The organism is Streptomyces sp. NPDC052225 (assembly GCF_040679615.1).
Classification (GTDB): Bacteria; Actinomycetota; Actinomycetes; order Streptomycetales; family Streptomycetaceae; genus Streptomyces.
Genome location: NZ_JBFAVD010000041.1, coordinates 1 through 26,145, shown reverse-complemented (window position 1 = coordinate 26,145; position 26,145 = coordinate 1). Strand labels below are relative to the sequence as shown.

The following is a 26,145-nucleotide window of genomic DNA, read 5'->3' as shown; positions in this document are numbered from 1 at the left end:
CGGGGGCTCGACGCCTCCGTGGGCGACGGCGCAGGACCCTAGCCCAGACGGCAAGCGCTTTCTAGTCTTCTTGCAACGATTCAAAGATTTCGGTGTCTTTCTCAAGTCGCTTTTGTTTCAAGGGCTTTCGCGAACGCCGTTCGACTGCCACGCTGCCGAATCACTCGCACCACTCACCGCACCACCCACCCCACCCTCAGGAGGGCACCCCCATGCCCAAGCACACGTTCGGCCGCCGCACCCTGCTCACCACCGCCGCGGCGACGGCCGCCACGGCGGCCGTCGCGGGCCCGCTCTCCGCCACGGCCTCGGCGGCGGCGTTCGGCTACACCGACGACGGCTCGAACTACGTCGTCGACACCGGCGCGAGCCTCGTCTTCAAGGTCAGCAAGACCAACGGCGACCTGACCTCGCTGGTCCACAAGGGCACCGAGTACCAGGGCTACGGCGGCAAGAACTCGCACGTCGAGTCGGGCCTCGGCACCTCCACGGTGACCATCAAGCAGTCCGGTCCGACGATCCTGATCTCGGTCGTGTACGGCACGCTGAAGCTCTACTACGCGGCCCGCAGCGGCGAGAACAACGTCTACGTGTGGACGAACAAGGCCGACACCTCGGTCAGCGCGACCCGCTACATCCTGCGCGTCAGGGCGGGGCTGTTCCTCAACGACCAGCCCGACTCGTACACGTACGCGCCGACGACGATCGAGGCCTCGGACGTCTTCGCGAAGTCCGACGGGCAGACCAGATCGAAGCACTACTCGAAGCTGCGCGTCATCGACTACGACTACGTCGGCTGGACGACCGGCAGCGTCGGCCTGTACGTGGTGCGCTCCAACCACGAGAAGGCGTCCGGCGGCCCGTTCTACCGCTCGCTCCTGCGCCACCAGAGCGCGGACGGCGGCGGGCTGTACGAGATCCTCTACTACGGCGAGAACCAGACGGAGGCGCAGCGCTTCGGCCTCCAGGGCCCGTACGTCATCGCCCTCACCGACGGCGGAGCGCCCTCCTCCTCGCTGTACCACGCCAACATCGACACCTCCTGGGCGGACTCCCTCGGCATCTCCGGCTATGTGGCGCCGAGCGCGCGCGGCCGGGTCGCGGGCGTCGGCATCACGGGACGCGACACGGCGTACGCGTACACGGTCGGGATCGCCAACTCCGATGCCCAGTACTGGGCTTCGGCGCGTGCGTCGGACGGCTACTTCTCGATCACGGGAGCGCTCCCGGGCACGTACACGCTCACCGTGTACAAGGGCGAACTCGCCGTGTACACCGGCTCGGTGACGGTCACGGCGGGCGGGACGACGACGCTCAACACGATCGCGATCCCGTCCTCGAACGACCCGTCCAACGCCTCCGCGATCTGGCGCATCGGCAACTGGGACGGCACGCCGAGCGGCTTCAAGAACGCCGACCTGATGACGTACGCGCACCCGTCCGACAGTCGCGCCGCGTCCTGGACCGGCAACGTCGTCATCGGCAGCGGCACCGAGACGTCCGCCTTCCCCTGCTACCTCTGGAAGGACGTGAACAGCGGGATCATCGTCTACTTCAAGCTGACGGCGGCCCAGTTGGCGGCCGCGCACACGCTGCGGATCGGCGTGACGACGGCGTACGCGAACGGCCGGCCGCAGATCACGGTCAACGACACGTACACGTCCGCCGTGCCGACGCCGCCGGCCCAGCCGAGCACGCGCTCGCTGACCGTGGGCTCGTACCGGGGCAACAACTACACGTTCACGTACAGCATCCCGGCGTCCGCCTGGCAGACGGACGCCGGGACGTACAACACGCTGAAGATCTACGTGGCGAGTGGTTCGGGCACGACGTCGTACCTCAGCGCGGGCACGTCGATCGACGCGATCGACCTCCTGGCCTGAGGGTCAACCGGCGCGTGTCCACTGCTGGTTGGCGGCTCCGCTGCAGGTGTACGTGATGAGGGCGGCGGAGTTGGCGGTGGAGGCTCCGTTGACGTCGAGGCACTCGCCGGTGGCGCGGGCCTTGAGGGTCGTGTAGCCGCCGGAGGTGGTGGCGGTCCACTGCTGGTTCGTCGCGCCGGTGCAGTTCTCCTGGGTCACGTTCGTGGCGTTCTCCGTCAGACACAGGGAGCTGCCCCGGCCGACGAGCGCGGAGTAACCGCCACCGAGGTCCTTGAACCAGAATTTCTGGTTGGTGCCGCCGTTGCAGGTGTACTGGGCGGCGGCGACGCCGGTGAGCAGCGACTGGTTCGGGATGTCGGCGCACTTGCCGCTGTGCCGGGCGGTCAGGCTCTCGTACGTGGCGCCTGTGCCGGTGACGGTTCCCGCGGCGGTGTCGACGGTGATCTCCGGCGTCCAACTCATGCTCATGGTCGTGGAGTTGGAGAAGGAGAGGGGCAGCCACACGTACCGGGAGTCGTTCACCGTGGCGCCGAACGAGTTGCCCCAGCGGTCGCCCATGTAGAGGTACGAGGTCCCCGAACTCCCCTGCACGGGAAGGACGTACGCGGTCTGCGAACCGTAGGCCGTCGAGTCGCCGACGTTCTTCATCGCGCTCCACGGCCCGGTAAGGGAGGTGGCGGTGGCGTACTGCTGCTGGTTGGGGCTCCAGCCGGTGGCGCCCGAGGTCAGCATGAAGTAGACGCTGCCGCGCTTGAAGAGGGCCGGCGCCTCGCGGTGGCCGCCGGGCCACGGGTTGGCGACGAGGCTCGCGATGCCGGTGTAGTCGGCGGTGAGCTTGTAGATGTGCAGGTCGTAGTTCTCGTTGGCGGCGGAGGCCATGTAGCCGGTGCCGTCGGTGTCCGTGAAGACGGTGATGTCGCGGGACATGTGCTGGCCGAGCGGCCGGAAGCTGCCCTGGTACGTGTAGTTCCCGTCGACGGTGTCGGAGACGGCGACGGCGGCGCGGGCCTCGCCGTAGTCGGTGCCGTTCTCCTTGTGCATCCACATCACGAACTTCCCGGTGGCCGCGTTGTACATGACCTTGGGCCGCTCGATGTTGGCGGAGGCGAGTTCGGTGGCGCTGGACTGGGTCAGGACGTGGTTCCTGAACTCCCAGTTCTTCAGGTCGGCCGAGCGGTAGGCGTCGACGTAGCGGAAGGTGTTGTCGGCGTTGCGGTGCTCGCCGAACCAGTAGTAGTAGGCGCCGGACTTGATGACCCCGCCGCCGTGCGCGTGAACGGGGTCGCCCGAACCCGTCGTGAACTGCGTGCCGTTGGGGATCGTCTGTGGGGCGGCCTGGGCCGCGGTGCCGGTGAGGAGGACCCCGGCGAGCGCCAGGGCGAAGGCGAGGAGGAGAGCGGAACAGCGTCTGAGGGTGCGGCTCATGCGGACTCCAGAATCTTGTCGGGGGAAGCGTGCCGGGCGTCAGACGCTGTCGGCCACCGGGATGCCGAAGTCCGGGGCGCCGTTCTTGTGCCAGCCGAGTTTCTGGACGCGGGTGTGACGGTTGGGGTCGTTCAGGGGGTCGCCGACGATCTCCTTGTACTGGCGGGCGTGGTAGACGAGGACGTCGGTGCGGCCGTCCTCGGCGACGGTGAAGCAGTTGTGGCCCGGCCCGTACTGTTTCGTCGTGTCGTTGCTGGTGAAGACGGGGGCCGGCGACTTGGCCCAGGACGCCGGGTCCATCAGGTCGCTGTCGGCGTCGGCGGTCAGCAGGCCGAGGCAGTAGTGGTGATCCGTGGCGCTGGCCGAGTACGACATGAAGACCCGGCCGTTGCGGGCGATGACCGACGGGCCTTCGTTGACCTTGTAGCCGATGCACTCCCAGTCGAACTCCGGTGTCGACAGGCGCACTTGCGGCCCCTTCAGCGTCCACGGGTTCGCCATCGTCGAGAGCCAGAGGGCCGTGTTGTTGTCCACGTCGGGCTCGTGCTGCGCCCAGGCCAGATAGCGCTCGCCGCGGTGGCTGAAGGTGGTGGCGTCGAGGGAGAAGGTCTCCCAGGCCGTCTTGATCTGCCCCTTCTCCGTCCACGTACCGCGGAAGGGGTCGGGGTCGGTGTTCTCCAGGACCCAGATGCGGATGTCCCACACGCTCTCGGCGGGCGCGGACGCGAAGTAGATGTACCAGGCGCCGTCGATGTGGTGGATCTCGGGCGCCCAGATGTGGGCGCCCATGGGCCCGGTGGCGTGCTTCGTCCAGATGACGGACTCGGCGGCGCCGGTCAGGCCATGAAGCGTGCGGGAGCGGCGCAGGATGATGCGGTCGTACTCGGGGGCGGTGGCCGTGAAGTAGTAGTGGCCGTCGGTGTGGCGGTGGATGTGCGGGTCGGCGCGCTGCTCGACGAGGGGGTTGCGGTAGCGGGCGGCCGCGGCCTCGGCGGTGCCCGGCAGGGCGGCGGCGGGCAGCGCGGCGAGGGCGCCCGCGGCCGCCGCGGTCTTCAACACGCCTCTACGGGAAGGGAGTTCGTCGGCGCTCATGCGGGTTGCCTTTCCGGTGCGGAGGTGGACGGGGACGGTTCGGCGGTGAGGGCGCGGCGCAGCAGCGGCACGGCGAGCAGGCCGAGGACCGCGACCGCGAGGAGGAAGAGCAGGCCCGTCAGGGCGGACCCGGTGGAGTCGACGACGGCGGCGATGCCGAGCGGACCGAAGCCGCCGCCGAGGTTGCCGACGGCGTTGACCGCGGCGATCCCGGCGGCAGCGGCGGCGCCGGTGAGGAAGCGCGGGATCAGCGCCCAGAAGGCGGGCTGGGCGGCGTATCCGCCGACGGCGGCGGCGCACAGGCCGAGCATCTGGACGACGGGCGAGGCGAAGAGCGCGGCGACGGTGAAGCCGGCGACGGTCAGGCCGAGCATCACCGCGGTCCACAGGTACGGGGTGTCGCGGCGGGCCACGAGCCGCGGCACGACGACGAGCCCGACGGCCACGCATACGTACGGAATGGCGGAGACGAAGCCGACTTGAGTGGTCGTCAGGTCGCCGAAGCCGTCGATGATGGTCGGCAGCCAGAAGGAGAGCCCGTACGTGGACAGCGGGAAGGCCAGGAAGAAGACGGCGGCGGTCAGGACGCGCTTGTCGCGGAGCACCGCGAGGGTGCGGTGCGGCTGCTCGCCGGCTTCGGCGCGGTCGGCGTCGAGCGCCCGTGTGAGCCACTGCTTCTCTTCCGCGGCGAGCCAGTTGGCGTGATCGGGGCCCGTGGGCAGCAGGGCGAGGACGAGGGGCGCGACGAGGACGGCGGGGATGCCGGTGGCGAGGAAGACCCACTGCCAGCCGGACAGGCCCCAAGTGCCGTCGAGGTCCATGAGGACGCCCATCACCGGGTTGCCGATGATGAACGAGACGGGCGCGGCGAGCATGAACGCGCCGATGGCGCGGCCGCGGTGGCGCGCGGGGAACCAGCGCGAGAGGTAGTAGAGGACGCCGGGGAAGAAGCCGGCCTCGGCGGCGCCGAGCGCGAACCGGGCGAGGTAGAACTGCCAGGTGGACTGCACGAGCGTGGTGGCGATCGTGACCAGGCCCCAGGTGAGCAGGATCCGGGCGATCCAGCGGTGCGCGCCGACCCGGTGCAGCATCAGGTTGCTGGGCACTTCGAGCAGTGCGTACGCGGTGAAGAAGAAGACCTGGCCGAGGGTGAACGCCGTGGCGCCGACGCCCAGTTCGGCCTGGAGTTCCAGTTTGGCGAAGCCGACGTTGGACCGGTCGATGTAGGCGATCACATACAGCAGACCGAGGAACGGCAGCAGTCGTGTCGCCGCCTTGGTCATGACCTGGCGCTCCATTGCGCGCGCCCCCTTACCTTGCGTCCGAGATTTCGAACAGCAATCGTCATTACGAACACCGAGACGGTAAAGGCGTGTTACGGGGAGGTCAACGGGTCGGACGGAACTCCTGAGTCCGCTCACGCCATAACCACCGGTTATCGACGAAAGACTTGGACGGCGCGGACGGCGGCGAGAGAGGCTCAAGGCATCGCGAGGGCCGGAAGTCCCGTCCCCCGCAGAGGAGTTGAGGTTGACGATGAGCAAGGTCTGGCTGATCACCGGCGCCAACAGCGGCTTCGGCCGCGCCTTCACCACCGCGGCCGTCGCCGAGGGCGACACGGTCGTGGCCACCGCGCGACGGCCCGAGGCGCTCGCCGATCTGGTCGAGGCGCACGCCGGGCAGGTCGAGGCCCTCGCCCTCGACGTGACGGACCCGGCGGCCGTCGACGCGGCCGTCGCCGGGGTCGTCGAGCGGCACGGCCGGATCGACGTCCTGGTGAACAACGCGGGCCGCGGGCACGTCGGCGCCGCCGAGGAGACCACGGACGCCGAGCTGCGCTCGCTGTTCGAGGTGCACTTCTTCGGGCCCGCCGCGCTGGTGCGGGCGGTGCTTCCGCACATGCGGGCGCGGCGCTCGGGCGCGATCGTGCAGATGAGCAGCATGGGCGGGCAGATGTCGTTCGCCGGGTTCTCCGCGTACAGCGCGACGAAGTTCGCCCTGGAGGGCTTCTCCGAGGCGCTGGCCCAGGAGGTCGCCCCGCTCGGCATCAAGGTGCTCGTGCTGGAACCCGGCGCGTTCCGTACGAACCTGATGACCGGGACGACGGCCAGCGCGCAGCTCGACGACTACGCCCCGACCGTCGGAGCGACCCGCGCCATGATCGACGGCGCCGCCGCCTCCGGGGACGAGCCGGGCGACCCGGCGAAGGCCGCCGCGGCGGTCATCGCGGCGCTCGCCGCGGACAACACCCCGCTGCACCTGCCGCTCGGCGACGACGGCGTGGACGCGGTCGTCGGCCACCTGGACACGGTGCGGGGCGAGATCGCGGCGTGGGAGAAGGTGGCGCGGGCGACGGCGTTCGACGCGTAGCCGCTAGCTCTCGGTCGCCTGCCGGCCGCGCAGCCACACGTACACCGGGATTCCGGCGAAGAGGAACAGCACGCCCTGGTACACGGCCGCGTAGCCGGCGCCCGCGATCAGCCAGAACGAGAAGCCGAACGAGAGGGCGGCCACGGTCAGATCGCGGGCGAGCCCGGCGGGGCGGACCTTCTCGCGGGTGCCGCGGGCCAGCCAGTACAGCTGGGCCGCGGCCGAGAGCAGGTACGGGACGCAGCCGGTGAACGTGGTGATGAGGACCAGCGCGCGGAACGTGGCGTCCGGGCCCGCCGTGTAGTTGAGGGCGATGAGCAGTGTGCCGAGCACGGCGCAGGCCCAGACGCCGAAGCCGGGCACGCCGCCCTTGCCGAGGCGGGCGAACGGCGCGGGGAAGAGTCCGTCGCGCGCGGCGGCGTAGGGCATCTGCGCGGCCATCAGGATCCAGCCGTTGAGGCAGCCGACGATCGAGGCGACCGCGACCAGGGAGATCACGGTGCCGCCCCAGGTGCCGCCGGTGATGGCGTTGACCGCGTCGGCGAACGGGGCGCCGGACGCGGCGAGCTTCTCGTGCGGGACGAGACCGAAGACGGCGACGATGCCGAGGACGTAGACGAGCGCGGAGGCGAGCGTGCCGAGGACGCTCGCGCGGCCGACCGTGCGCTCGGCGTCGCGCACCTCGCCCGCGCTGACGGCGGCGGACTCGACGCCGAGGAAGCTGTAGAGCAGCAGTGCGGCGCAGGCGGCGAGGGCGCTGGGCACGCTGTCCCCCGACGGGTTGAACGGCCCGAAGTTGTCGGTGTCGACGAAGAACAGGCCGACCGTCGCGAGGAGCAGCAACGGCACGAACTTCAAGGCGGTGGACACGATCTGGACCGCGCCGACCCAGCGCGTCCCGGCGAAGTTCGCGGCGGCGGGCAGCCACAGCGCGGCTGCGGCGACGGCCCCTTCGAGGAGGTGGTTGCCGTGCAGCGGGACCACGGCGTCGACGTATCCGACCACCGCGACGGCGAGCGCCGCGATGCTCACCCAGCACATCGTCCAGTACGACCACGCGGACAGGAACCCGGCGAACGGGCCGAAGGCGTCGCGCGGATACACGTACAGACCGCCGGTGACCGGGCTGCGCCGGGCGAGTTTCCCGAAGAGCAGCGCGAGCAGCACGGCTCCGACGGAGAGCACGGCGAAGGCGAGCAGGCTGACCATGCCGTACGGGGCGACGGTGGCGGGGAGCGCGAAGATGCCGCCGCCGATGATGTTGCCCATCACGAGGGCGGTGGCGGTGGCGAGGCCGAAGGTGCGGCGGCGGGGCGCGCGGGCGGCTTCCGGCGCGGCGGCGGGTATGAGGGAGGGTTCAGCGGGGGCAGGCATGACCGTTCTCCGGGGGCGGGGCGGGACGGGGAGAGCGGGATCGTAACCGCGCCGTCTTACATTCCGAGCAGGGTGTTCGTATTGCGGACACCCGGCGCGTGCTCCCGGCCGCGTCGACTAGCGTCGGACCATGCCGAACAGCACCGCCACGCCCGAGTCCTTCCGCGCCGCCCTCACCGCGGGCCCCGTCGTCCTCGACGGCGGCATGTCCAACCAGCTGGGGTCCGCCGGGCACGATCTGAGCGACGAGCTGTGGTCGGCGCGGCTGCTCGCCGAGGAGCCGGAGGCGATCGTCGTGGCGCACCAGGCGTACTACGAGGCGGGCGCGAGCGTCGCCATCACGGCGAGCTACCAGGCGACCTTCGAGGGCTTCGCGCGGCGCGGCATCGACGCGGCGCGCACCAGTGAACTGCTCACGCAGAGCGTCGAGTTGGCGCGGGAGGCCGGGCGTCGCGCGAAGGCGGGGCGGCCGCTGTGGGTGGCGGCGTCGGTCGGCCCGTACGGGGCGATGCTCGCCGACGGTTCGGAGTACCGCGGGCGCTACGGCCTGAGCGTGGACGAGCTGGCGGCGTTCCACCGGCCGCGCCTGGAGGTCCTGGCCGGCGCGGGCGCCGATGTGCTCGCCCTGGAGACGGTGCCGGACGCCGACGAGGCGCGGGCGCTCCTGACGGTCGTACGCGAGCTGGGCACGCCCGCGTATCTGTCGTACTCGGTGGCGGACGGGCGCACGCGGGCGGGCCAGCCGCTGGAGGAGGCGTTCGCGCTCGCCGCCGACGTGGACGAGATCGTGGCCGTGGGCGTCAACTGCTGCGCGCCCGGCGAGGTGGACGAGGCGGTGCGGATCGCCGCACGCGTCACGGGCAAGCCGGTCGTCGTCTACCCGAACAGCGGCGAGGAGTGGGACGCGCGGGCGCGCGCCTGGAAGGGCGCCTCGACGTTCACCACCGGGCAGGCCGCACAGTGGGCCGCCCAGGGTGCGCGGCTGATCGGCGGCTGCTGCCGGGTGGGCCCGGCGGGCGTGCGCGCGATCGCGGACGAACTCGCCCCCTGAGCCCGGGGGTTCACGGCGCGCGGACTTCTTCCCCGGCCGCCCAGTCGATGCCGCCGAGCAGGTGCGCGCGGAACTCCGGATCGTCGTACGCCTCGTCGGCGTGGCCGAGCGCGGTGTAGAAGACCCGCCCTGCGCCCTGCGTACGGCACCACACCAGCGGATGCCGGCCGCCCATTTCGGCGCCTTCGTACGACGACTCGTCCGCGTACGCGAGGACCCGCACCGCCGGATCGGCCTCCCGCGGGTCGGACCGGAAGTCGTACCACTCGTCGGTGAACTCCCATTCCTCACCGAGGTGTCGGGTCGCGGGATGCTCCCGGTCGGCGACGAGCAGCCGTCCCTTCTGGTACGCGGGATGCCGCGCGAACCGTGCGCCGAGCAGCCGTCCGTAGTACGGCCACCCGTACTCGGTGCAGGCCGCGGCGTGGACCCCGACGAACCCGCCGCCCCCGTCGACGTACGCGGCGAGCAGCTCGCGGCCCTCGTCGGTGAGCACGTCGCCGCTGGTGGACAGGAAGACGACGACGGCGGGCCGCTCGCGCAGCGCGTCCGCGAAGGCGACGGGTTCCTCGGTGTGCCGCACGGGCAGGCCCAGCGAACGCAGGGTGGCGACGGCGTGCGGGATGGAGTCGTGGCGGTAGTCGGTGGTGCGGGTGTAGGTGAGCACGGTGGGGGTGGTGGCGGGGGCGGGGTCCGGTGTCATGGATCCGCAGCCTAGAAGGGGCGAGCGGCTCGCGCTCCCCCTGGTCGAGGCGGAACGGCGGACAGGTGTCCGTCATCGGGACCCACGGCCGCGCAGAAGGCGAGGAGCCCTGCGACGCCGCCCGCCGTGGTGGTGCCGCCCACGAGCAGGGACGTGAGAAGCAACTGGGGCAGGACGAGCAGCCAGCCCTTGACTTCACCAGCCACAGCCGGCGCGAGAGTGCGGGGTCGTACGTGGCCTCCAGCGTGACCGGACCGGCCGGCCCCGCGCTCGCCAGGGACGTCTCGGAACAGGTCGTCATAGGTCCCGCACACGACCGGGGTGCTCGGCGCGCAAGAAGACGGGGGACGTCCGTTTCGTACAAGACCTGCGACCTGCGGCGTCCCTACGGTGGAGGCATGAACGAGATCACCGTCCGGATGGACGCCATCGGTGTCAGCACGACCGACCTGGCCGCGTCGCTCGCCTTCTACCGCCTCCTCGGGCTCGGCTTCCCGGAGGGCGCCGAGCAACTCCCGCACGTGGAGACGGAGTTGCCCGGCGGCATCCGGCTGATGTTCGACCCGGACCGCGGCGGCGAGGACCGGGGGCGCGGCCGGATCGGGCTCGCGTTCCACTGCGGTGACGCGGCCGGGGTCGACGCGGTGTACGAGCGGCTGACCGCGGCCGGGCACCACGGCGAGCTGAAGCCGTGGAACGCCGACTGGGGACAGCGCTACGCCGCCGTGCTCGACCCCGACGGGAACCAGATCGACCTGTTCGCCTGGCTCTAGGCGCGCCGCTTCAGCCGGCGGACCGCGAAGTCCTCGATGCGGAAGTGGCTCCACGTCGTACGGAACGCGAAGTGGCCGCTCGTGTACGGGGCCGGGTCCGTGTAGTCGAAGACGAGCCGGCCGTTGTTCCACCATTGAACGGTCGAGCCGTCGGAGACGATCCGGACCCGGTTGGGCTCGTTCGGCGCGAGCAGGGGCTCTGTGTAGTCGCAGACGAGCGGGCGCACCCCGCTCTCGCCGACGTAGCGGCGCAGCCGGGTCGTGGTGTTGTAGTTCGCGCCGTAGCCCGAGTAGTAGGTCGTGAGGTGGTCGTACTCGGCGAGCGCGCCGCCGCGCACCGTGGCGAACAGGTCGTCGGGCGAGCGGACGTCCGTCGCGTTCCAGAAGTTGTTGAGGTCGGAGACCCGGTCGTTGACGCCGCCCGCCGAGACCGGGGTGGCGGTGTACGACAGAACGTAGGGGCCGGTCAGGCGCTGCTTGAGCCAGATCGTGGCGCCGGCGGGCACGTCGACGTCGAGAACGCCGCGGGAGGCGGTGACGGAGCCGCCCTTCTCCAGTTCGACGGCCCACTTGCCGAGTCCGTGCCGGAAGTCGTCGCGGGCGATCAGGCGCCCCCCGTGGGCGGAGGCGGTGGCGGACGCGGTGGCGGAGGGCAGCAGGGCCGCCGCTCCCGCACCGGTGAGGAGGGCGCCGAAGGTGCGCCGGTTCAGGGTCATACGAGGTGCTCCTTGGAGATCAGGTCGAGCAGTCGGTCGGCACTTTTGCGGTGGCCTCGGACGCTGGGGTGGACGTCGCCGTGGACGTCGCCGTCGGCGGCCGCCGGCCAGTCGGTGGTGTCGACGAAGTCGGCGCGACGGTCGGCCAGTTCGGTGACGAGGGCCGCGATGTCGACGGGGGCCGCGATGTCGACGGAGTGCGTGCCGTCGAGGGGCGCAGGGCGGGGAACGCCGCGTCGTTCGTCCCCTGGTTCACCACGATCAACTCGGCGTCACGGTCCGAACGTGGCGCCGATCCCGCACCGTTGAGGCCGCCGCGGCCGCGAACGCGGCGGACGTGATGACGGTGCGGCGGGCGGGGGCGGGCACGGTACTCCTCGGAGCCTCACGGGGACGGGTGATCGTTTCGCTCCCACCCTGCTGATCGAAGCGCATCGACACCAGATCCTCACGGGCCCCGCCATGGGATCGCAATACTCCGCACACAAACACACAGGTTCCATCAGAACCTGTCGGCGATCTGCGGGCTCAGGCGAGCAGCCGCCCCAGCGTCTCCCCCGTCAAGTCCCGCACATCGCGCGCCAGATGGGCCTGGTCCGTGTATCCGGCGCGGGCCGCCGTGGACGCGAAGGGGACGCCGGCGCGGGCCAGGGCCAGCGCCCGCTGCAACCGGAGCACCCGGGCCAGGGTCTTGGGCCCGTAGCCGAACGCGGTGAGGGAACGGCGGTGCAGGCGGCGCGGGTTGAGCCCGGTCGCCTCGGCGGTCTCGGTCACGGTACGGCCCGCGCCGAGCGCCCTGACGACGTGCGCGAGCAGCGGGTCGGGCGGGCCCGCGTCGTGCGCGAGGCGGACGGCGAGCGCCTCGAGGGCGGCGGCCGGGTCGGCGGAGGCGTCGATGCGCTCGGTCAGCCTGCGTGCCTCGGCGCTTGCCCACACGTCCGTCAACTCGGCCCGGGTGTCGCGCAGTTCGTGGGCCGGGACGCCGAGATAGCCGGGCGCGGTGCCGGGGGCGAAGCGGATGCCCGCGTAACGGCGGGCCCCGTCGGGGTCCGTGGCATGGGCGCGGGTGTCGGGCCCGGCCACGAACAGCCGGCCCTCGCTCCAGATCAGGTCCATGCAGCCGTCGGGCAGCACGGGGGCCGCACCCGCCGCGCCGGCGGTGACGGTACGCGTCCACAGGACCGCGCCGGGCACCCGCGCGGCCCGCTCCTCGTACACGTCCGCGGGGCTCACGCCTTCCACGCTACGCCGCGCGCGTGCGGTGTTCCTGCGGGCTGACCCCGTACACCCGCTTGAAGGCGCTGGACAGGGCGAACGCGCTGCCGTAGCCGATCTGCCGCGCTATCGAGGCGACGGTGAGCTCGGTGTCGCGCAGCAGGTCGGCGGCGAGGGCGAGGCGCCAGCCGGTCAGATACGTCATCGGGGGCTCGCCCACGAGGTCGGTGAAGCGGCGGGCGAGCGCGGCCCGCGAGATCCCGGCGCGCTCGGCGAGTTCGGTGACGCTCCACGGGTGGGCCGGCTCGTCCTGGATCAGGCGCAGCGCCCGTCCGACGACCGGGTCGCCCATGGCCCGGTACCAGGCCGGCGCGTCGGCCTCGGGCCGGGAGAACCAGGCCCGCAGGGACGCGATGAGCAGCAGGTCGAGCAGCCGGTCGAGGACGACTTCCTGGCCCGGCTCGTCCCGCACGATCTCCTCGGCGACCAGCGGGGTCAGCGGGCAGTCCCACACCTCGGTCGGCAGCACGAGCAGCGGGGGCAGCGCGTCGAGCAGCCGCGCGCTGAGCTCGCCGCGCATCTGGTAGGTGCCGATGAGCATCTTCGCGGGCCCGTCCGGCGACTCGCCCCACTCCCGTACGCCGAGCTCCTTGTACCGGCCGACGTGCGCGGGCCCGAGCGGCCTGCACACCTGCCCGGGCCCGATCTCGGCGCGCGGCGCGGTCGCCGGGTCGTCGCAGCAGACGTACGGGTCGGGGCCGCGGGCGATGGCGATGTCACCGGGGCGGATGTGCTGCGGCTTGCCCTCGCCGCCGTCATCGTCGGCGGGCAGGATCCATGCGTCGCCCTCCACCATGATCATCACGGTGAGCGGTGCCTCGTCGGCGATGCGCACGGACCACGGCAGCTCGAAACAGGCCCGGATCATGAAGGCCCCGCGCGCCCGCGGCCCTTCCAGAAGCCCTGCGAGTACGTCCATGAGGGCAGCGTAGACGGACGCGTATGGCGGCGAGCGGCTCGCCGATGTTTCCGTGCCCCGCGCGGCAGTTGAGTGGAGACATGACGCAGACGACGAACACCACGCAGACCACTGAGAACACGACGACGGTATTGGTGACCGGGGCGACCGGGCGGACCGGGCGGCGGGTCGCCGACGCCGCGCGCGCCGCCGGGCTGACCGTGCGGGCGGCCTCGCGCTCCGGCGCGGTGCGGTTCGACTGGGCGGACCCGGCGACCTGGGACGCGGCCCTGTCCGGCGCCGACGGCGCGTATCTGGCGTACCCGACGGACATCGGGGCGCCGGACGCGGCGGACGCGGTCGGGGCGCTGTCCCGGCGGGCGGTCGAGCTCGGTGTGCGGCGCCTCGTGCTGCTCTCGGCGCGCGGCGAGGACCAGGCGCTGCCCGCCGAGGAGGCGCTGCGGGCGTCGGGGGCCGCGTGGACGGTGCTGCGGTGCGCCTGGTTCCAGCAGAACTTCAGCGAGGGGCCGCTCCTCGACCAGGTGCGCGGCGACGAGCTGGCGTTCGCGGCGCCGGACGGACTGCGCGAGCCGTTCATCGACGTACAGGACATCGCGGAGACCGCGGTGGCGGTGCTGCGGGATCCGGCCGGGCGGTACGCGGGCGAGGTGCTCGATCTGACGGGGCCCGAGCTGCTCACGTGGGGCGAGGCGCTCGGCGCGGTCGCGCGGGCCACCGGGACGGACAAGGCGTACGTGGCGGTGCCGGCCGGCGACTACGGTGCGGCGCTCGGGGAGTTCGGGGTGCCCGAGGAGGAAGTGGCGTTCCTGGTGGAGCTGTTCACGACGCTGCTCGACGGGCGCAACGCGTCGCTGTCGGGCGACGTCGAGCGGGTCCTGGGGCGGGGCCCCCGGCCGTTCGCCGCGTTCGCCGAGCGGGCCGCCGCCGACGGCGTCTGGAAGTAAGGGGGGCTACGCGCTGTCGTCGCCCGGCGGTGTGTCCCCGCCCTTGCGGACGTGGGTGCGCAGCCGGGACGACACGTCCTCCGGGGGCAGGAACTTGGACCAGCGCTCGGGGAACTCGGACGGCATGCCGGGGTCGTCCAGGTCCACCTCCTCGTCGTCGTCCCCGCCGTGCGCCTCGATGCGGGCCGCGACGCGGGCCACGTACTCCGCGGCGGCCGCCGTGCGCATGCGCTCGTTCGCGGCGCGCGCCGCGGCCGTCGCCACCGACGGCCAGACCCGGTCGATCGCGGCGTTCACGGCCGCGCCGACCAGGACGGCGAACGCGGAGACGCCGATCCACAGGAGCACCGCCACCGGCGCCGCGAGGGAGCCGTAGATCGTGGGCCCCTCGATGGTGTTGGTGAGGTAGAGCCGCAGCAGAAAGCTGCCGGGGATCCACATGGCGAGGGCCACGAGAGCGCCCGGCACGTCCTCGATCCACGGCGAACGCACCGGCACGGACACGTGGTAGAGCGTCGTCAGGAACGCCACCGACAGAACCAGGACCACCGGCCAGTACAGGATCTGGACGAGCGTCTCCGACCAGGGGACGAGGGCGATCACCGCGTCCGGGCCCGCGATCATCAGCGGCAGCGCGATCGCCCCGACGACCAGCCCGACGAGGAAGAGCAGGAAGGCGAGCAGCCGGGTCCTCACGATGCCGCGCACACCGTCCAGGCCGTACATGACGGTCACCGTGTCCACGAAGGTCGACACCGCGCGCGAGCCCGACCACAGCGAGATGAGGAAGCCGATGGAGATGACGTCGGGCCTGCCGCCCTTGATGACGTCGTCCAGGATCGGTTCCGCGATCTCCTTCACGCCCTGGTCGGTGAGGACCGTGCGGGACGCCTCGAGGATGTTGTCGCGGACGCCCGCGATCGTGTCGGCGCCGGTCCACGTGTCGACGTACGCGAGCAGTCCGACCAGCGAGAGCAGCAGCGGCGGCACGGACAGCAGCGTGAAGAACGCCGCCTCGGCCGCGAGGCCCAGGATGCGGTACTCCATGCACGAGTTGACCGTGTCCTTGAGCAGCAGCCAGGCGGTCCTGCGTTTGGAGACGTTCTGGTAGAGCACCCGCGCCCGGTGGAGACGGCCGGACGACGGTTGATCGGGGGATTCACTTGCTGACTGCACGAGCTAAAGGTATCCGCCGCACCGGCGCGGCCCCCATCCCCCGGCCCCACTACCAGCGGCGCGGGTAGGTTCGGGGTATGGCAGGCAGCACGCACTCGGTCACCAACCAGCCCCCGCCGCTGAGCGGCTACGACGTCTTCACGGCCGACCGGGCCCTGGTCGAGGCCGTGGAGCGGCACCTCGATCCGGACCTCCTGGCCGGGGCCCGTGACGAGCTGTCGCTGCTCGGGCGCACCGCGGGATCCGCCCAGGCCCAGGAGTGGGGCCGGCTCGCGGACGCGAACCCGCCGGAGCTGCGCACCCACGACCGCTACGGGCACCGCGTCGACGAGGTCGACTTCCATCCGTCCTGGCACCGGCTCGTCGCCAAGGGGGTGACGGCCGGTCTGACGGCGGCGTGGAAGCGGCCGGGCGGCCATCTGCGGCGCGCCGCCGCGTTCCTGGTGTGGGGGCAGGTGGACGCGGGGCATCTGTGTCCGCTGTCGATGACGTACGCGGCGGTGCCCGCCCTGCGCGCGCAGCCGGATCTCGCCGCGGTGTGGGAGCCGCGCCTGACGTCCACGATCTACGACGCCGGGCTGCGTCCCGCGTCGCAGAAGGCGGGGGTCCTCTTCGGCATGGGGATGACGGAGAAGCAGGGCGGCAGCGACGTACGGTCGAACACGACGCGCGCCGAGCCGCTGGCCGAGGCCGGGGCGTACGCGCTCACCGGGCACAAGTGGTTCTGCAGCGCACCGATGTCGGACGGGTTCCTGGTCCTGGCCCGGGCACCGGAGGGGCTCAGCTGTTTTCTCGTTCCGCGTGTCCTGGAGGACGGGACGCGCAACCCGTTCCTGATCCAGCGGCTCAAGGACAAGCTGGGCAACCGGTCGAACGCGTCGGCGGAGGTCGAGTTCGACGGGACGTGGGCGCGGCGGGTCGGTGACGAGGGGCGCGGGGTGCGCACGATCGTCGACATGGTGGCGGCGACCCGGCTGGACTGCGTGCTCGGCTCGGCGGCGCTGATGCGGCAGGCGGTGGCGCAGGCGATCCACCACTGCACGTACCGCGAGGCGTTCGGGGGTCTCCTTGTCGACAAACCGCTGATGCGCAACGTGCTTGCGGATCTGGCGCTGGAGTCGGAGGCCGCGACGACGCTGGCGCTGCGGCTCGCGGCCGCGTACGACGCGGGCGAGGAGGCGTTCTTGCGGATCGCGGTGCCCGCGGCCAAGTACTGGGTGACGAAGCGGTGCACGCCGATGGTGGCCGAGGCGCTCGAATGTCTCGGGGGCAACGGGTACGTGGAGGAGTCGGGCATGCCGCGGCTGCTGCGCGAGTCGCCGCTGAACTCGATCTGGGAGGGGTCGGGGAACGTCCAGGCGCTCGACGTGCTGCGGGCACTGCAACGCGAGCCGCAGGCGCTGAACGCGTTCCTGATCGAGATCGGCCGGTCGCGCGGCGCCGATCACCGCCTGGACACGGCGGTGAAGGACCTGCTGACCGAACTGGGCGACCTGGACGGCATCGAGGCGCGGGCCCGGCGGATCACGGAGCGGATCGCGCTGGTGCTCCAGGGGTCGTTGCTCGTGCGGTACGCGCCCGCGGACGTGGCGGACGCGTTCTGCGCGTCGCGGTTCGGCGCGGACCGGGGCGCGGCCTTCGGCACGCTGCCGCACACCCTGGATGCCGCCGGCATCGTGGAACGGGCCCGTCCACTGGTGTGAACCCGGTGAACGTCGCTCCCGAGAAGGGCCGGACAACGGCTCCGGAACGGGCTGTTCGCGGGGATGGTGCTGCGCCGACACGGCACCATCCCCGCACTACAGGCCCCGTTGGGGAGCTGTAACGCCGCCTTGACGGCGTTACTGCCAGTTTCAATCGCCGTACGGTTGTTCGCCAGGGTTGCAGGGGGTTGCAACGTGCTTCCGGAAGACCCACCCTGTCCGTGGCTCGGAGGTGCACGATAGGCGTAACTCCCCGCATACCGAGGATTCAGGCATGAACAAGGACTCGACGATCGACCTGGCGCGGCTCTCCGCGATGGACGTGGCGCTCGCGTCCCGGCTCCTCAAGGGCGTGCGCGACGCGACGCTCTCCGGGCACCGGCCGCGCGTCATGCCGCGCCCGGACATCGGCGAGTCCTGGGACCGGATGCTGCGCGGCGGCGTCGACCCGGACCGCGACGTGCGGCGCGGGCTGCTCGGCGTCGACGAGGTGGCGGAGCGCCGGCAGTCGTCGCCGCTCCTGCCGGTCCTGCCGGTCCTGCGGGAGGCGCTCGTCGAGGTGGCCGACGCGGCACAGCACATCATGGTGGTGAGCGACGCCGAGGGCCGCATCCTGTGGCGCGAGGGACATCCCGCGATACTGCGCAAGGGCGACCGGCACGGCTTCGAGGTCGGCGCGCACTGGGCCGAGGACGTCGTGGGGACCAACGGCGTGGGCACGCCGCTCGTGACGCGGCGGCCCGTCCAGGTCTTCTCCGCCGAGCACTTCGTGCGGTCGCACCACCAGTGGACGTGCACGGGCGCGCCGATCGCCGACCCGCGCGACGGACGGCTGCTCGGGGTCGTGGACGTCAGCGGCCCGGTGGAGACGATGCACCCGGCGACGCTGTCGTGGGTGACGTCGGTGGCCCGGCTCGCCGAGGCGCGCCTGCGCGAGCGGCACGTGGCGACGCTGGAGCGGCTGCGGGCCGTGGCCGCGCCGGTCCTGGCGCGGATCGGCGGGCGGGCCCTCGCGGTGGATCCGCACGGCTGGACGGCGGCGGTCACCGGGATGCCGCTGCCCGACCGGGTCGCGCTGCCCAAGTCCCTGGCCGAGGGCGCCTGTTGGATACCCTCGCTCGGCGCGTGCAAGGCCGCTCCGCTGCCCGGCGGCTGGCTGCTCATGGTGGACGACGCGCCGGAGCCGCTGACCGCGACCCGGGTCGTCCTCGACGTGAGCCGGACGCGCCGCTGGTCGGTGCAGGTGGCCGGAGAGGCGGGCGCCTGGACCCATGAACTGAGTCCGCGGCACGCCGAGTTGCTGTACCTCCTCGCCCTGCACCGCGCCGGGCGCAGCGCGTCGGGCCTGGCCGAGGACCTGTTCGGCGACCCGGCCCGTACGGTGACGGTCCGCGCGGAGATGTCCCGGGTCCGCCGCTATCTGGGCGGCCTGCTCGCCCACCGCCCGTACCGCTTCCTGGAGGACACGGAGGTCACGGTCGTGCTGCCGGACGACCCCCAGGACCTGCTGCCGCATTCGACGGCGCCCGCGGTGGTCAGGGCACGCACCTGCGGAGCCTGAGCGGCCCGGGTGCACTCCGCCTGAGTACGCTCCCTCCCCATGACCCCCTTCAGACACTTGCGCCAACTCCGTTTCCGTACGGTGCTGATAGCCACCGTCGCCCTCCTGACGACCACCCTCGGCGTGGCGCCCGCCCAGGCGGCGCCGGGCGACAACCCCGGAGCGCTGACCCCGCTCACCTCCAGCACCGAGCTGAACAAGCTCCAGTTGCAGGAGCACCGGGTCCCCGAGACCTCCCTCGACAACCTGGCCTCCCTGATGGGGACCTCGGTCGGTGTCGACACGGTCCTCAAGAGCGCCAACCACCCGATGCGCAACAAGGCGGCCTGCGCGTCCACCGAGTCGGCGGCGCTCCCCGTCAGCCCGACCGCCTCCGACGCGTACTGCTGGGACGGCGGCGACGCGACCACACAGTCCTGGCTGCCGCAGTCGGTGACGACGTCCGGTGACGCGGACGACGACGGCATGTGGGGCACCAACAAGGTGATCCTCGCGGGCTGGACGCACAACGACGGCAAGTCGGGCGAGCCGACCGCCGACGACCACCTCGCGCGCGTCGCGTTCATCGACGCCAACGACCCGAACAACCTCAAGTACCGCTGGGTGCTGCTCGTCATCCCGATCGACGGCGGCAGCAACTACAAGAAGCTCGAGTCGCACCTCGGCGGCATGGTCTGGTACCAGGACAAGCTGATCGTCACGGCACGCAACGGCGCCGCGGACAACAACGCCCTCTACATCTACGACATGAGCCGCATCCTCCAGGCGAACGTCAACAGCAGCGCGATCGGCAAGGTCGACGGCGGCTGGTCGGCGCACGGCTACCAGTACGTGATGCCTGCGATCGGCTCGTACAGCCTGACCGGCGGCGCCTGCGTCAGCACGAACGACGACGGCGTGCCGTGCTTCGCCTCGATCTCGCTGGACCGCACGTCGACGCCGGACAGCCTGGTCGCCACCGAGTGGTTCTCGTCCGGCGGCAGCCAGGCCGCCCGCGTCTGGCGCTACTACTTCTCGACCGCGTCCGACCGCCCCGGCTTCCTCGGCATCAGCACCAGCGGCTACGCCAACGCCGACGAGGCGTACGAGACGAGGGCCGTCGGGCTTCAGGGCGTGATCGCGCACGACGGCAAGTGGTACGTGGACGACGCGCGCGGCGGCGTGGGACAGCACGGCATCCTGTGGCAGCAGACCACGTCCGGCGCGAAGGCGGCACGGGACTGCGGCACCGACCAGACGTACGCCTGCTGGGGCAAGCACACCGAGTCGATGTCGTACTGGACGAGCACCGGCAAGGTCTGGACGCTGACCGAGTGGGCGGCCAACGCCGACGCCAAGTGGGAGGATCCGGCGATTCCCGAACGCGTCCTGTACGCGACGCCGCTCTCCTCGATCGACAGCGCGCTCAGGAGCTGAAGCGCGGCGGTGGCCGGCCCCGGGAGGCCGGCCACCGCGGCTGCGTCACACCCCGGGGATCCCGCGGGCGGCGAACGCCTTGCGCACCGCGTCCGCGGCCTGCGTCCCGTACATCTTCCGCGCCGTCGCGATCGTCGTCGTGGCGGCGGCCGAGAAGCTCGTGTCCGGCGCGAAGCCGAACTGCGCGTTCACGATGATCCGGTCCGCCGTGCGCGCGCCGAGCGCGCCGCGGATGTCGAACAGCGCCCGCGACCAGATCTCGCCGTCGGCGTGCACCTCCCCGACCTTGTCCGCGTACGTCTTGTCGGTGTCGACGCGGCGCAGGCAGTGCGGCGTCGTGTTCGTGTACGAGACCGAGTCCCAGTCCGCGACGCACGCCAGATCGGTCTTCACCGGCCAGCCGTACTTGGCGTCGGCGGCGGAGCCGACCTCGACGGCGAGGTAGTCGCCGAACGCCTCACCGATCGACCCGGCCTCCAACGACGTGCCGAATCCCGGGACCTGGGCGTTGTGCACGGCGTGGCCGTACTCGTGGACGATGACCTCGGCGTCCTCCGCGTCGTCGACGCCGCCCTTGCCGAAGCGGATCTCGGCCTTCTTGTCGGTGAAGAAGGAGTTGTCGGCGCCCCACTGGTTGATACGGACGGGCTGGGCGCGGTCGTTGGCGCCGGGCAGTTCGCTGCCGAAGCCGAGCGACTGGAGGTACTCCTGCGCCTCGTTGACCCAGAAGTACGCCATGACCTGCTCGAACTGGTCGTCGTGACGGGTGTACGTGCCGACGTCGGCGATCTTCGCGGAGGTGCCGGTGTCGGATCTGACGTAGGCCCACTTGCCGGAGAGGCCGCCGCTCGCGTCGAGGTTGCGGAGGGCGGCGAGGGCGTACTGGTTCGCCGGGACCGCCGTCGCGGAGTCCTTGGCGTCGGTCAGGGACTGGTCGCCGGACGACTGGACCGGGTTCACCATGAAGACGCGGGCCTGCGGGTCGGCGGGCGCGGCGAGGGCGGGCGAGGCGAGCGTGGCGAGGGCCACGGTGAGGGTGGCCGCGGCGAGCAGACCGCGGGGTGTGCGGCGCGTGCGGTGGGGCATCGGGAACATCCTCCGGTGGGTCGGATGTGGGGGGTGGTGCGGTGCGCTGCGGGATCTTCCCGCATGCCCGGCCCTGTTGACCAGAGCGCGTCACGTTCGCGCTGACCGAACAGCCCTGGCCAGTGCCGCTCGCACGTGATCCGATGACCCCATGAGCAGCAGCGACATCACCGTCACCACCTGGTCCCTCGAACAGACCTCGCCGTCCGATCTCCGGCCGGTCGCGGCCCCCGAGGGCGTCGACCTGCGCATCGTGCGCGCCGAGGTGCCCTCGCCGGAATTCAGCCGTTTTCTGTACGCCTCGGTGGGCGGCGACATCAAGTGGATCGACCGGCTCGGCTGGACCTACGCCCAGTGGCAGGAGCAGCTCGCCAGGCCCGGTGCGGAGACCTGGGTCGCGTACGAGAAGGGGACGCCGGCCGGTTACGTGGAGCTGGACGCGCAGGACGACGGCGTCGTCGAGATCGTCTACTTCGGCCTGATCCCGGCCTTCCGCGGGCGCCGGATCGGCGGGCACCTGCTCTCGTACGGGATCGCGCGCGCCTGGGACCTGGCGGAACGCCAACCGGAGCGCCCGGAGACGAAGCGGGTGTGGCTGCACACGTGCTCACTGGACGGCGAGCACGCGATGGCCAACTATGAGCGGCGCGGCTTCCGGCTGTTCAGGACGGAGACGGGCACGGAGCCGGATGTCCCGACTCCAGGGCCGTGGCCCGGAGCCTTTCCCTCCGCCTGACGCGCCGGCGGTGCGATATCGGACGTAAGCGACCTAACGCTCGCGGCGCGTGTGACCGGCGCCACCATTGTCCATACAGTGAGACATCTGCGTCCATATGACGGACAATGGTGGACCGGGCCCAAAGTCCCATGACACGCTTCCGTCATGTCTACAGCTGGAATCGCCTTGGTGAGTCGACGGCACGTCGACTTCGGCCGCATGTCCAGCGCCATCTGTCCGGCGCGCTGAGAGAACCAGCCCCGCCGACTTCCCCCGCTTGATCTGTCTTCCTGCGCACCGCCGCGCCTTCGCGCGAAGTGTGCAGGTCAGAGCCGCCCAAAGCCCTGTCTTGAAGGACGTACTCGCATGGCTGCCACCCCTGAAAAGCCCGCTACCGCCGCGCCACGCCGCAAGGTGAGCCGTCACCGCGGTGAGGGCCAGTGGGCCGTGGGCCACTTCACGCCCCTCAACGGCAACGAGCAGTTCAAGAAGGACGACGACGGTCTCAATGTGCGGACACGCATTGAGACGATCTACTCGAAGCGCGGCTTCGACTCCATCGACCCCAACGACCTGCGCGGACGCATGCGCTGGTGGGGTCTGTACACGCAGCGCAAGCCCGGTATCGACGGCGGCAAGACGGCCGTCCTGGAGCCGGAGGAGCTGGACGACCGCTACTTCATGCTCCGGGTGCGCGTCGACGGCGGCCGCCTCTCCGTGGCGCAGCTGCGCGCCATCGGCGAGGTCTCCGAGCAGTACGCGCGCGGCACCGCCGACATCACCGACCGGCAGAACATCCAGCTGCACTGGGTCCGCATCGAGGACGTGCCCGCCATCTGGGAGAAGCTGGAGGCCGTGGGCCTGTCCACGACCGAGGCGTGCGGCGACTGCCCGCGCGTGATCATCGGCTCCCCGGTGGCCGGGATCGCCGCCGACGAGATCATCGACGGCACGCCGGCCGTGGACGAGATCCACGACCGGTACATCGGCAACAAGGAATTCTCCAACCTGCCGCGCAAGTTCAAGACCGCGATCTCCGGCTCCCCCGTCCAGGACGTGGTCCACGAGATCAACGACGTGGCCTTCGTCGGCGTCGAGCACCCCGAGTACGGGCCCGGCTTCGACGTGTGGGTCGGCGGCGGTCTGTCCACCAACCCCAAGTTGGCGCAGCGCCTGGGGACGTGGGTGCCGCTCGCCGAGGTCGCGGACGTGTGGGCCGGCGTCGTCGGCATCTTCCGTGACTACGGCTACCGGCGCCTGCGCAACCGCGCCCGTCTGAAGTTCCTCATGGCCGACTGGGGCCCGGAGAAGTTCCGCCAGGTCCTGGAGGACGAGTACCTCAAGCGCAAGCTGGTCGACGGTCCCGCGCCCGCCGAGCCGTCGCAGAAGTGGCGCGACCACATCGGTGTCCACCAGCAGAAGGACGGCCGGTACTACGTCGGTTTCGCGCCGCGCGTCGGACGGGTCGACGGCACCACGCTCACCAAGATCGCCGAGCTGGCCGCCGCGCACGGTTCGGACCGGCTGCGCACCACCGTCGAGCAGAAGATGATCATCCTCGACGTCGCCGAGGACCAGGTCGACGGGCTCGTCACGGGTCTGGAGGCGCTCGACTTCCAGGTCAAGCCGTCGCCGTTCCGGCGCGGCACGATGGCCTGCACCGGCATCGAGTTCTGCAAGCTGGCCATCGTCGAGACGAAGGCCCGCGGCTCGCAGCTCATCGACGAACTGGAGCGCCGCCTCCCGGACTTCGACGAGCCGCTCACCATCAACCTCAACGGCTGCCCGAACGCCTGCGCCCGCATCCAGGTCGCGGACATCGGTCTCAAGGGGCAGCTGGTCCTGGACGACAACGGCGAGCAGGTCGAGGGCTACCAGGTGCACCTCGGCGGCGCCCTCGGCCTGGAGGCCGGCTTCGGGCGCAAGGTGCGCGGCCTGAAGGTCACGTCGGCCGAGCTCCCCGACTACATCGAGCGGGTGCTCAAGAACTTCCAGGAGGAGCGCGAGGACGGCGAGCGCTTCGCGACCTGGGCGGCCCGCGCGAGTGCGGAGGCCCTGTCGTGAGCGAGCGTGCCGCGCCGTTCTTCTGCCCCTACTGCGGCGACGAAGATCTCCGGCCGAACGAAGAAGGTCACGGCGCCTGGGAATGCGCGGCGTGCAACCGGGCCTTCCAGTTGAAGTTCCTCGGGCTGCTCGCCCGGGGGCTTCAGAGCAACGACGGTGGAGGGGAACAGATATGACGACCGCTCAAGTCACCTCGGACACTGATGAGTTGAAGGCGCTCGCCGAGCAGGCCGGGCGCGACCTGGAGGACGCGTCGGCCCTGGAGATCCTCCAGTGGGCGGCCGAGACCTTCGGCGAGAAGTTCTGCGTGACCTCGTCCATGGAGGACGCGGTCGTCGCCCACCTCGCCTCGCGGGCCGTGCGGGGCAGTCGAAAAGTCGACGTCGTCTTCCTCGACACGGGCTACCACTTCGAGGAGACCATCGGCACCCGCGACGCCGTCGAGGCCGTGATGGACGTCAACGTCATCACGCTGACGCCGCGTCAGACGGTCGCCGAGCAGGACGCCGAGTTCGGCCCGAAGCTGCACGACCGCAACCCCGACCTGTGCTGCGCCATGCGGAAGGTGAAGCCCCTTGAGGAGGGGCTGACCCAGTACACCGCGTGGGCCACCGGACTGCGCCGCGACGAGTCCCCGACCCGGGCGAACACCCCGGTCGTCGGCTGGGACGAGAAGCGGCAGAAGGTCAAGGTCTCGCCGATCGCTCGCTGGACGCAGGACGACGTCGACGCGTACGTCACGGAGCACGGGGTTCTCACGAACCCGCTCCTGATGGACGGCTACGGGTCCGTGGGCTGCGCCCCCTGCACCCGCCGCCTGCTGGAGGGCGAGGACGCGCGCGCCGGACGCTGGGCGGGCCGGGCGAAGACCGAGTGCGGAATCCACGGCTGAACTCATGGGCCGTATACAGACTTTGGAGAAGCAAGTGACCGGAGCCACCATCTGGCTCACGGGTCTGCCGAGCGCCGGCAAGACCACCATCGCGTACGAGCTGGCGACGACGCTGCGGGCCGAGGGCCGGCAGGTCGAGGTCCTCGACGGCGACGAGATCCGCGAGTACCTCTCGGCGGGCCTCGGCTTCAGCCGCGAGGACCGGCACACGAACGTGCAGCGCATCGGGTTCCTCGCCGAACTCCTCGCCCGTAACGGCGTGTTGGCGCTCGTCCCGGTCATCGCCCCGTACGCGGACAGCCGCGAGGCCGTGCGCAAGCGGCACCAGGCGGGCGGCACCGCCTACCTGGAGGTGCACGTCGCGACGCCGGTGGAGGTCTGCTCCGAGCGCGATGTGAAGGGCCTGTACGCCAAGCAGGCGGCGGGCGAGCTGTCGGGACTGACCGGGGTCGACGACCCGTACGAGGCGCCCGAGTCGCCCGACCTGCGCATCGAGTCGCACACCCAGACCGTGCAGGAGTCCGCGGCGGCGCTGCACGCGCTGCTGACCGAGAGGGGTCTGACCGCATGACGACCGCAGCCACGGTCTCCGAGGAGACCGACAGCCCTTACGCGCTGAGCCACTTGGACGCTCTGGAGTCCGAGGCGGTGCACATCTTCCGCGAGGTGGCGGGTGAGTTCGAGCGGCCGGTGATCCTCTTCTCCGGCGGCAAGGACTCGATCGTCATGCTGCACCTGGCGCTGAAGGCGTTCGCGCCCGCTTCCATTCCCTTCTCCCTGCTGCATGTCGACACCGGGCACAACTTCCCCGAGGTCCTGGAGTACCGCGACCGCGTCGTCGCCGAGCACGGGCTGCGGCTGCACGTCGCCCACGTGCAGGACTACATCGACCGCGGTGTGCTCAAGGAGCGCCCGGACGGGACGCGCAACCCGCTCCAGACGGTGCCGCTCACGGAGAAGATCCAGAGCGAGAAGTTCGACGCCGTCTTCGGCGGCGGCCGCCG

26 protein-coding genes are annotated in these 26,145 nt (G+C 71.3%); 15 read left to right on the top strand and 11 right to left on the bottom strand.

What is annotated here, in order from left to right; all coding sequences use genetic code 11:
- Positions 1-212: 212 nt before the first annotated feature.
- Positions 213-1,883 carry a rhamnogalacturonan lyase B N-terminal domain-containing protein gene (locus AB0L37_RS35860; protein WP_365515448.1) on the top strand — a complete coding sequence of 557 codons (1,671 nt, stop codon included), beginning with the start codon at positions 213-215 and terminating at the stop codon, positions 1,881-1,883.
- 3 nt (positions 1,884-1,886) lie between these two features.
- On the opposite strand, the gene AB0L37_RS35855 is transcribed toward AB0L37_RS35860, so the two are convergent.
- From AB0L37_RS35855 to AB0L37_RS35845, 3 genes are read right to left on the bottom strand one after another with little or no spacing between them, the layout of a single operon-like run.
- On the bottom strand, positions 1,887-3,308 hold the full coding sequence (locus AB0L37_RS35855) for an RICIN domain-containing protein (protein WP_365515445.1): 1,422 nt from the start codon (positions 3,306-3,308) through the stop codon (positions 1,887-1,889).
- Positions 3,309-3,347: 39 nt separating this feature from the next.
- Entirely contained in the window at positions 3,348-4,400 is a 1,053-nt protein-coding gene (locus AB0L37_RS35850; RefSeq protein ID WP_365515443.1) for a glycoside hydrolase family 43 protein, read from the bottom strand.
- On the bottom strand, positions 4,397-5,698 hold the full coding sequence (locus AB0L37_RS35845) for an MFS transporter (protein WP_365515440.1): 1,302 nt from the start codon (positions 5,696-5,698) through the stop codon (positions 4,397-4,399). Before AB0L37_RS35845 ends, AB0L37_RS35850 begins: the two co-directional genes overlap by 4 nt.
- 238 nt (positions 5,699-5,936) lie before the next feature.
- On the opposite strand from AB0L37_RS35845, the gene AB0L37_RS35840 reads away from it, so the two are divergent.
- A complete protein-coding gene (locus tag AB0L37_RS35840) occupies positions 5,937-6,770 on the top strand; it encodes an oxidoreductase (protein WP_365515437.1) in 834 nt (277 codons plus the stop codon).
- 3 nt (positions 6,771-6,773) lie between these two features.
- On the opposite strand, the gene AB0L37_RS35835 is transcribed toward AB0L37_RS35840, so the two are convergent.
- Positions 6,774-8,144, bottom strand: coding sequence for an amino acid permease (locus AB0L37_RS35835; RefSeq protein WP_365515435.1), 1,371 nt, complete (start codon positions 8,142-8,144; stop codon positions 6,774-6,776).
- A 130-nt stretch (positions 8,145-8,274) separates the two neighbouring features.
- Here AB0L37_RS35835 and mmuM point away from each other — a divergent pair, with 130 nt between their 5' ends.
- On the top strand, positions 8,275-9,195 hold the full coding sequence (gene mmuM / locus AB0L37_RS35830) for a homocysteine S-methyltransferase (RefSeq protein WP_365515432.1): 921 nt from the start codon (positions 8,275-8,277) through the stop codon (positions 9,193-9,195).
- A gap of 10 nt (positions 9,196-9,205) precedes the next feature.
- Here mmuM and AB0L37_RS35825 read toward each other — a convergent pair whose 3' ends face one another.
- Both AB0L37_RS35825 and AB0L37_RS35820 read right to left on the bottom strand, forming a co-directional pair.
- Positions 9,206-9,898 carry a ThuA domain-containing protein gene (locus AB0L37_RS35825; protein WP_365515429.1) on the bottom strand — a complete coding sequence of 231 codons (693 nt, stop codon included), beginning with the start codon at positions 9,896-9,898 and terminating at the stop codon, positions 9,206-9,208.
- 11 nt (positions 9,899-9,909) lie between these two features.
- Positions 9,910-10,104, bottom strand: coding sequence for a hypothetical protein (locus tag AB0L37_RS35820; RefSeq protein WP_365515426.1), 195 nt, complete (start codon positions 10,102-10,104; stop codon positions 9,910-9,912).
- 192 nt (positions 10,105-10,296) lie between these two features.
- On the opposite strand from AB0L37_RS35820, the gene AB0L37_RS35815 reads away from it, so the two are divergent.
- Positions 10,297-10,671, top strand: coding sequence for a VOC family protein (locus AB0L37_RS35815; RefSeq protein ID WP_365515423.1), 375 nt, complete (start codon positions 10,297-10,299; stop codon positions 10,669-10,671).
- Here AB0L37_RS35815 and AB0L37_RS35810 read toward each other — a convergent pair.
- The gene (locus AB0L37_RS35810; protein WP_365515420.1) at positions 10,668-11,387 is read right to left on the bottom strand and encodes a DUF6250 domain-containing protein; all 720 of its coding nucleotides are present in this window, start codon (positions 11,385-11,387) and stop codon (positions 10,668-10,670) included. The genes AB0L37_RS35815 and AB0L37_RS35810 overlap by 4 nt on opposite strands.
- A gap of 50 nt (positions 11,388-11,437) precedes the next feature.
- On the opposite strand from AB0L37_RS35810, the gene AB0L37_RS35805 reads away from it, so the two are divergent.
- A complete protein-coding gene (locus AB0L37_RS35805; protein ID WP_365515418.1) occupies positions 11,438-11,728 on the top strand; it encodes a hypothetical protein in 291 nt (96 codons plus the stop codon).
- A 187-nt stretch (positions 11,729-11,915) separates the two neighbouring features.
- Here AB0L37_RS35805 and AB0L37_RS35800 read toward each other — a convergent pair whose 3' ends face one another.
- Both AB0L37_RS35800 and AB0L37_RS35795 read right to left on the bottom strand, forming a co-directional pair.
- Positions 11,916-12,620, bottom strand: a complete 705-nt coding sequence (locus AB0L37_RS35800; RefSeq protein WP_365515415.1) for a helix-turn-helix domain-containing protein — start codon at positions 12,618-12,620, stop codon at positions 11,916-11,918.
- Between the two features lie 10 nt (positions 12,621-12,630).
- The gene (locus tag AB0L37_RS35795) at positions 12,631-13,581 is read right to left on the bottom strand and encodes an AraC family transcriptional regulator (protein WP_365515412.1); all 951 of its coding nucleotides are present in this window, start codon (positions 13,579-13,581) and stop codon (positions 12,631-12,633) included.
- Between the two features lie 80 nt (positions 13,582-13,661).
- On the opposite strand from AB0L37_RS35795, the gene AB0L37_RS35790 reads away from it, so the two are divergent.
- Positions 13,662-14,525, top strand: coding sequence for an NAD(P)H-binding protein (locus AB0L37_RS35790; RefSeq protein WP_365515409.1), 864 nt, complete (start codon positions 13,662-13,664; stop codon positions 14,523-14,525).
- A 6-nt stretch (positions 14,526-14,531) separates the two neighbouring features.
- On the opposite strand, the gene AB0L37_RS35785 is transcribed toward AB0L37_RS35790, so the two are convergent.
- On the bottom strand, positions 14,532-15,701 hold the full coding sequence (locus AB0L37_RS35785; protein ID WP_365515406.1) for a YihY/virulence factor BrkB family protein: 1,170 nt from the start codon (positions 15,699-15,701) through the stop codon (positions 14,532-14,534).
- 77 nt (positions 15,702-15,778) lie between these two features.
- On the opposite strand from AB0L37_RS35785, the gene AB0L37_RS35780 reads away from it, so the two are divergent.
- The 3 genes from AB0L37_RS35780 to AB0L37_RS35770 all read left to right on the top strand — a co-directional run bounded on the left by AB0L37_RS35780 (position 15,779) and on the right by AB0L37_RS35770 (position 20,381).
- Positions 15,779-17,404, top strand: a complete 1,626-nt coding sequence (locus AB0L37_RS35780; protein ID WP_365515404.1) for an acyl-CoA dehydrogenase family protein — start codon at positions 15,779-15,781, stop codon at positions 17,402-17,404.
- 274 nt (positions 17,405-17,678) lie between these two features.
- A complete protein-coding gene (locus AB0L37_RS35775; RefSeq protein ID WP_365515401.1) occupies positions 17,679-18,965 on the top strand; it encodes a GAF domain-containing protein in 1,287 nt (428 codons plus the stop codon).
- Between the two features lie 39 nt (positions 18,966-19,004).
- Positions 19,005-20,381 (top strand): hypothetical protein, encoded by a 1,377-nt coding sequence (locus tag AB0L37_RS35770; RefSeq protein WP_365515398.1) that lies wholly within the window; start codon positions 19,005-19,007, stop codon positions 20,379-20,381.
- Between the two features lie 45 nt (positions 20,382-20,426).
- Here the strand turns inward: AB0L37_RS35770 and AB0L37_RS35765 are convergent, their stop codons facing one another.
- Positions 20,427-21,467, bottom strand: a complete 1,041-nt coding sequence (locus AB0L37_RS35765; protein WP_365515395.1) for a M4 family metallopeptidase — start codon at positions 21,465-21,467, stop codon at positions 20,427-20,429.
- Positions 21,468-21,618: 151 nt separating this feature from the next.
- On the opposite strand from AB0L37_RS35765, the gene AB0L37_RS35760 reads away from it, so the two are divergent.
- The 6 genes from AB0L37_RS35760 to AB0L37_RS35735 all read left to right on the top strand — a co-directional run.
- Positions 21,619-22,203 (top strand): GNAT family N-acetyltransferase, encoded by a 585-nt coding sequence (locus tag AB0L37_RS35760; protein WP_365515392.1) that lies wholly within the window; start codon positions 21,619-21,621, stop codon positions 22,201-22,203.
- A gap of 348 nt (positions 22,204-22,551) precedes the next feature.
- Positions 22,552-24,249 (top strand): nitrite/sulfite reductase, encoded by a 1,698-nt coding sequence (locus AB0L37_RS35755; protein WP_365515389.1) that lies wholly within the window; start codon positions 22,552-22,554, stop codon positions 24,247-24,249.
- Positions 24,246-24,425, top strand: a complete 180-nt coding sequence (locus AB0L37_RS35750) for a hypothetical protein (RefSeq protein WP_365515386.1) — start codon at positions 24,246-24,248, stop codon at positions 24,423-24,425. Before AB0L37_RS35755 ends, AB0L37_RS35750 begins: the two co-directional genes overlap by 4 nt.
- Positions 24,422-25,141, top strand: a complete 720-nt coding sequence (locus AB0L37_RS35745) for a phosphoadenylyl-sulfate reductase (RefSeq protein ID WP_365515384.1) — start codon at positions 24,422-24,424, stop codon at positions 25,139-25,141. The genes AB0L37_RS35750 and AB0L37_RS35745 overlap by 4 nt, the downstream gene beginning before the upstream one ends.
- Before the next feature lie 4 nt (positions 25,142-25,145).
- Positions 25,146-25,712 carry an adenylyl-sulfate kinase gene (gene cysC / locus AB0L37_RS35740; RefSeq protein WP_365515380.1) on the top strand — a complete coding sequence of 189 codons (567 nt, stop codon included), beginning with the start codon at positions 25,146-25,148 and terminating at the stop codon, positions 25,710-25,712.
- The coding region (locus AB0L37_RS35735) for a phosphoadenosine phosphosulfate reductase family protein (protein ID WP_365515377.1) at positions 25,709-26,145 on the top strand (437 nt) is incomplete at its 3' end. The genes cysC and AB0L37_RS35735, both read left to right, overlap by 4 nt.

Coding starts and splice junctions, on each gene's coding strand:
- AB0L37_RS35860 (WP_365515448.1), top strand. CDS start 213: ATGCCCAAGCACACGTTCGGCCGCCGCACCCTGCTCACCACCGCCGCG.
- AB0L37_RS35855 (WP_365515445.1), bottom strand. CDS start 3,308: ATGAGCCGCACCCTCAGACGCTGTTCCGCTCTCCTCCTCGCCTTCGCC.
- AB0L37_RS35850 (WP_365515443.1), bottom strand. CDS start 4,400: ATGAGCGCCGACGAACTCCCTTCCCGTAGAGGCGTGTTGAAGACCGCG.
- AB0L37_RS35845 (WP_365515440.1), bottom strand. CDS start 5,698: ATGGAGCGCCAGGTCATGACCAAGGCGGCGACACGACTGCTGCCGTTC.
- AB0L37_RS35840 (WP_365515437.1), top strand. CDS start 5,937: ATGAGCAAGGTCTGGCTGATCACCGGCGCCAACAGCGGCTTCGGCCGC.
- AB0L37_RS35835 (WP_365515435.1), bottom strand. CDS start 8,144: ATGCCTGCCCCCGCTGAACCCTCCCTCATACCCGCCGCCGCGCCGGAA.
- mmuM (WP_365515432.1), top strand. CDS start 8,275: ATGCCGAACAGCACCGCCACGCCCGAGTCCTTCCGCGCCGCCCTCACC.
- AB0L37_RS35825 (WP_365515429.1), bottom strand. CDS start 9,898: ATGACACCGGACCCCGCCCCCGCCACCACCCCCACCGTGCTCACCTAC.
- AB0L37_RS35815 (WP_365515423.1), top strand. CDS start 10,297: ATGAACGAGATCACCGTCCGGATGGACGCCATCGGTGTCAGCACGACC.
- AB0L37_RS35810 (WP_365515420.1), bottom strand. CDS start 11,387: ATGACCCTGAACCGGCGCACCTTCGGCGCCCTCCTCACCGGTGCGGGA.
- AB0L37_RS35795 (WP_365515412.1), bottom strand. CDS start 13,581: ATGGACGTACTCGCAGGGCTTCTGGAAGGGCCGCGGGCGCGCGGGGCC.
- AB0L37_RS35790 (WP_365515409.1), top strand. CDS start 13,662: ATGACGCAGACGACGAACACCACGCAGACCACTGAGAACACGACGACG.
- AB0L37_RS35780 (WP_365515404.1), top strand. CDS start 15,779: ATGGCAGGCAGCACGCACTCGGTCACCAACCAGCCCCCGCCGCTGAGC.
- AB0L37_RS35775 (WP_365515401.1), top strand. CDS start 17,679: ATGAACAAGGACTCGACGATCGACCTGGCGCGGCTCTCCGCGATGGAC.
- AB0L37_RS35770 (WP_365515398.1), top strand. CDS start 19,005: ATGACCCCCTTCAGACACTTGCGCCAACTCCGTTTCCGTACGGTGCTG.
- AB0L37_RS35765 (WP_365515395.1), bottom strand. CDS start 21,467: ATGCCCCACCGCACGCGCCGCACACCCCGCGGTCTGCTCGCCGCGGCC.
- AB0L37_RS35760 (WP_365515392.1), top strand. CDS start 21,619: ATGAGCAGCAGCGACATCACCGTCACCACCTGGTCCCTCGAACAGACC.
- AB0L37_RS35755 (WP_365515389.1), top strand. CDS start 22,552: ATGGCTGCCACCCCTGAAAAGCCCGCTACCGCCGCGCCACGCCGCAAG.
- AB0L37_RS35745 (WP_365515384.1), top strand. CDS start 24,422: ATGACGACCGCTCAAGTCACCTCGGACACTGATGAGTTGAAGGCGCTC.
- cysC (WP_365515380.1), top strand. CDS start 25,146: ATGGGCCGTATACAGACTTTGGAGAAGCAAGTGACCGGAGCCACCATC.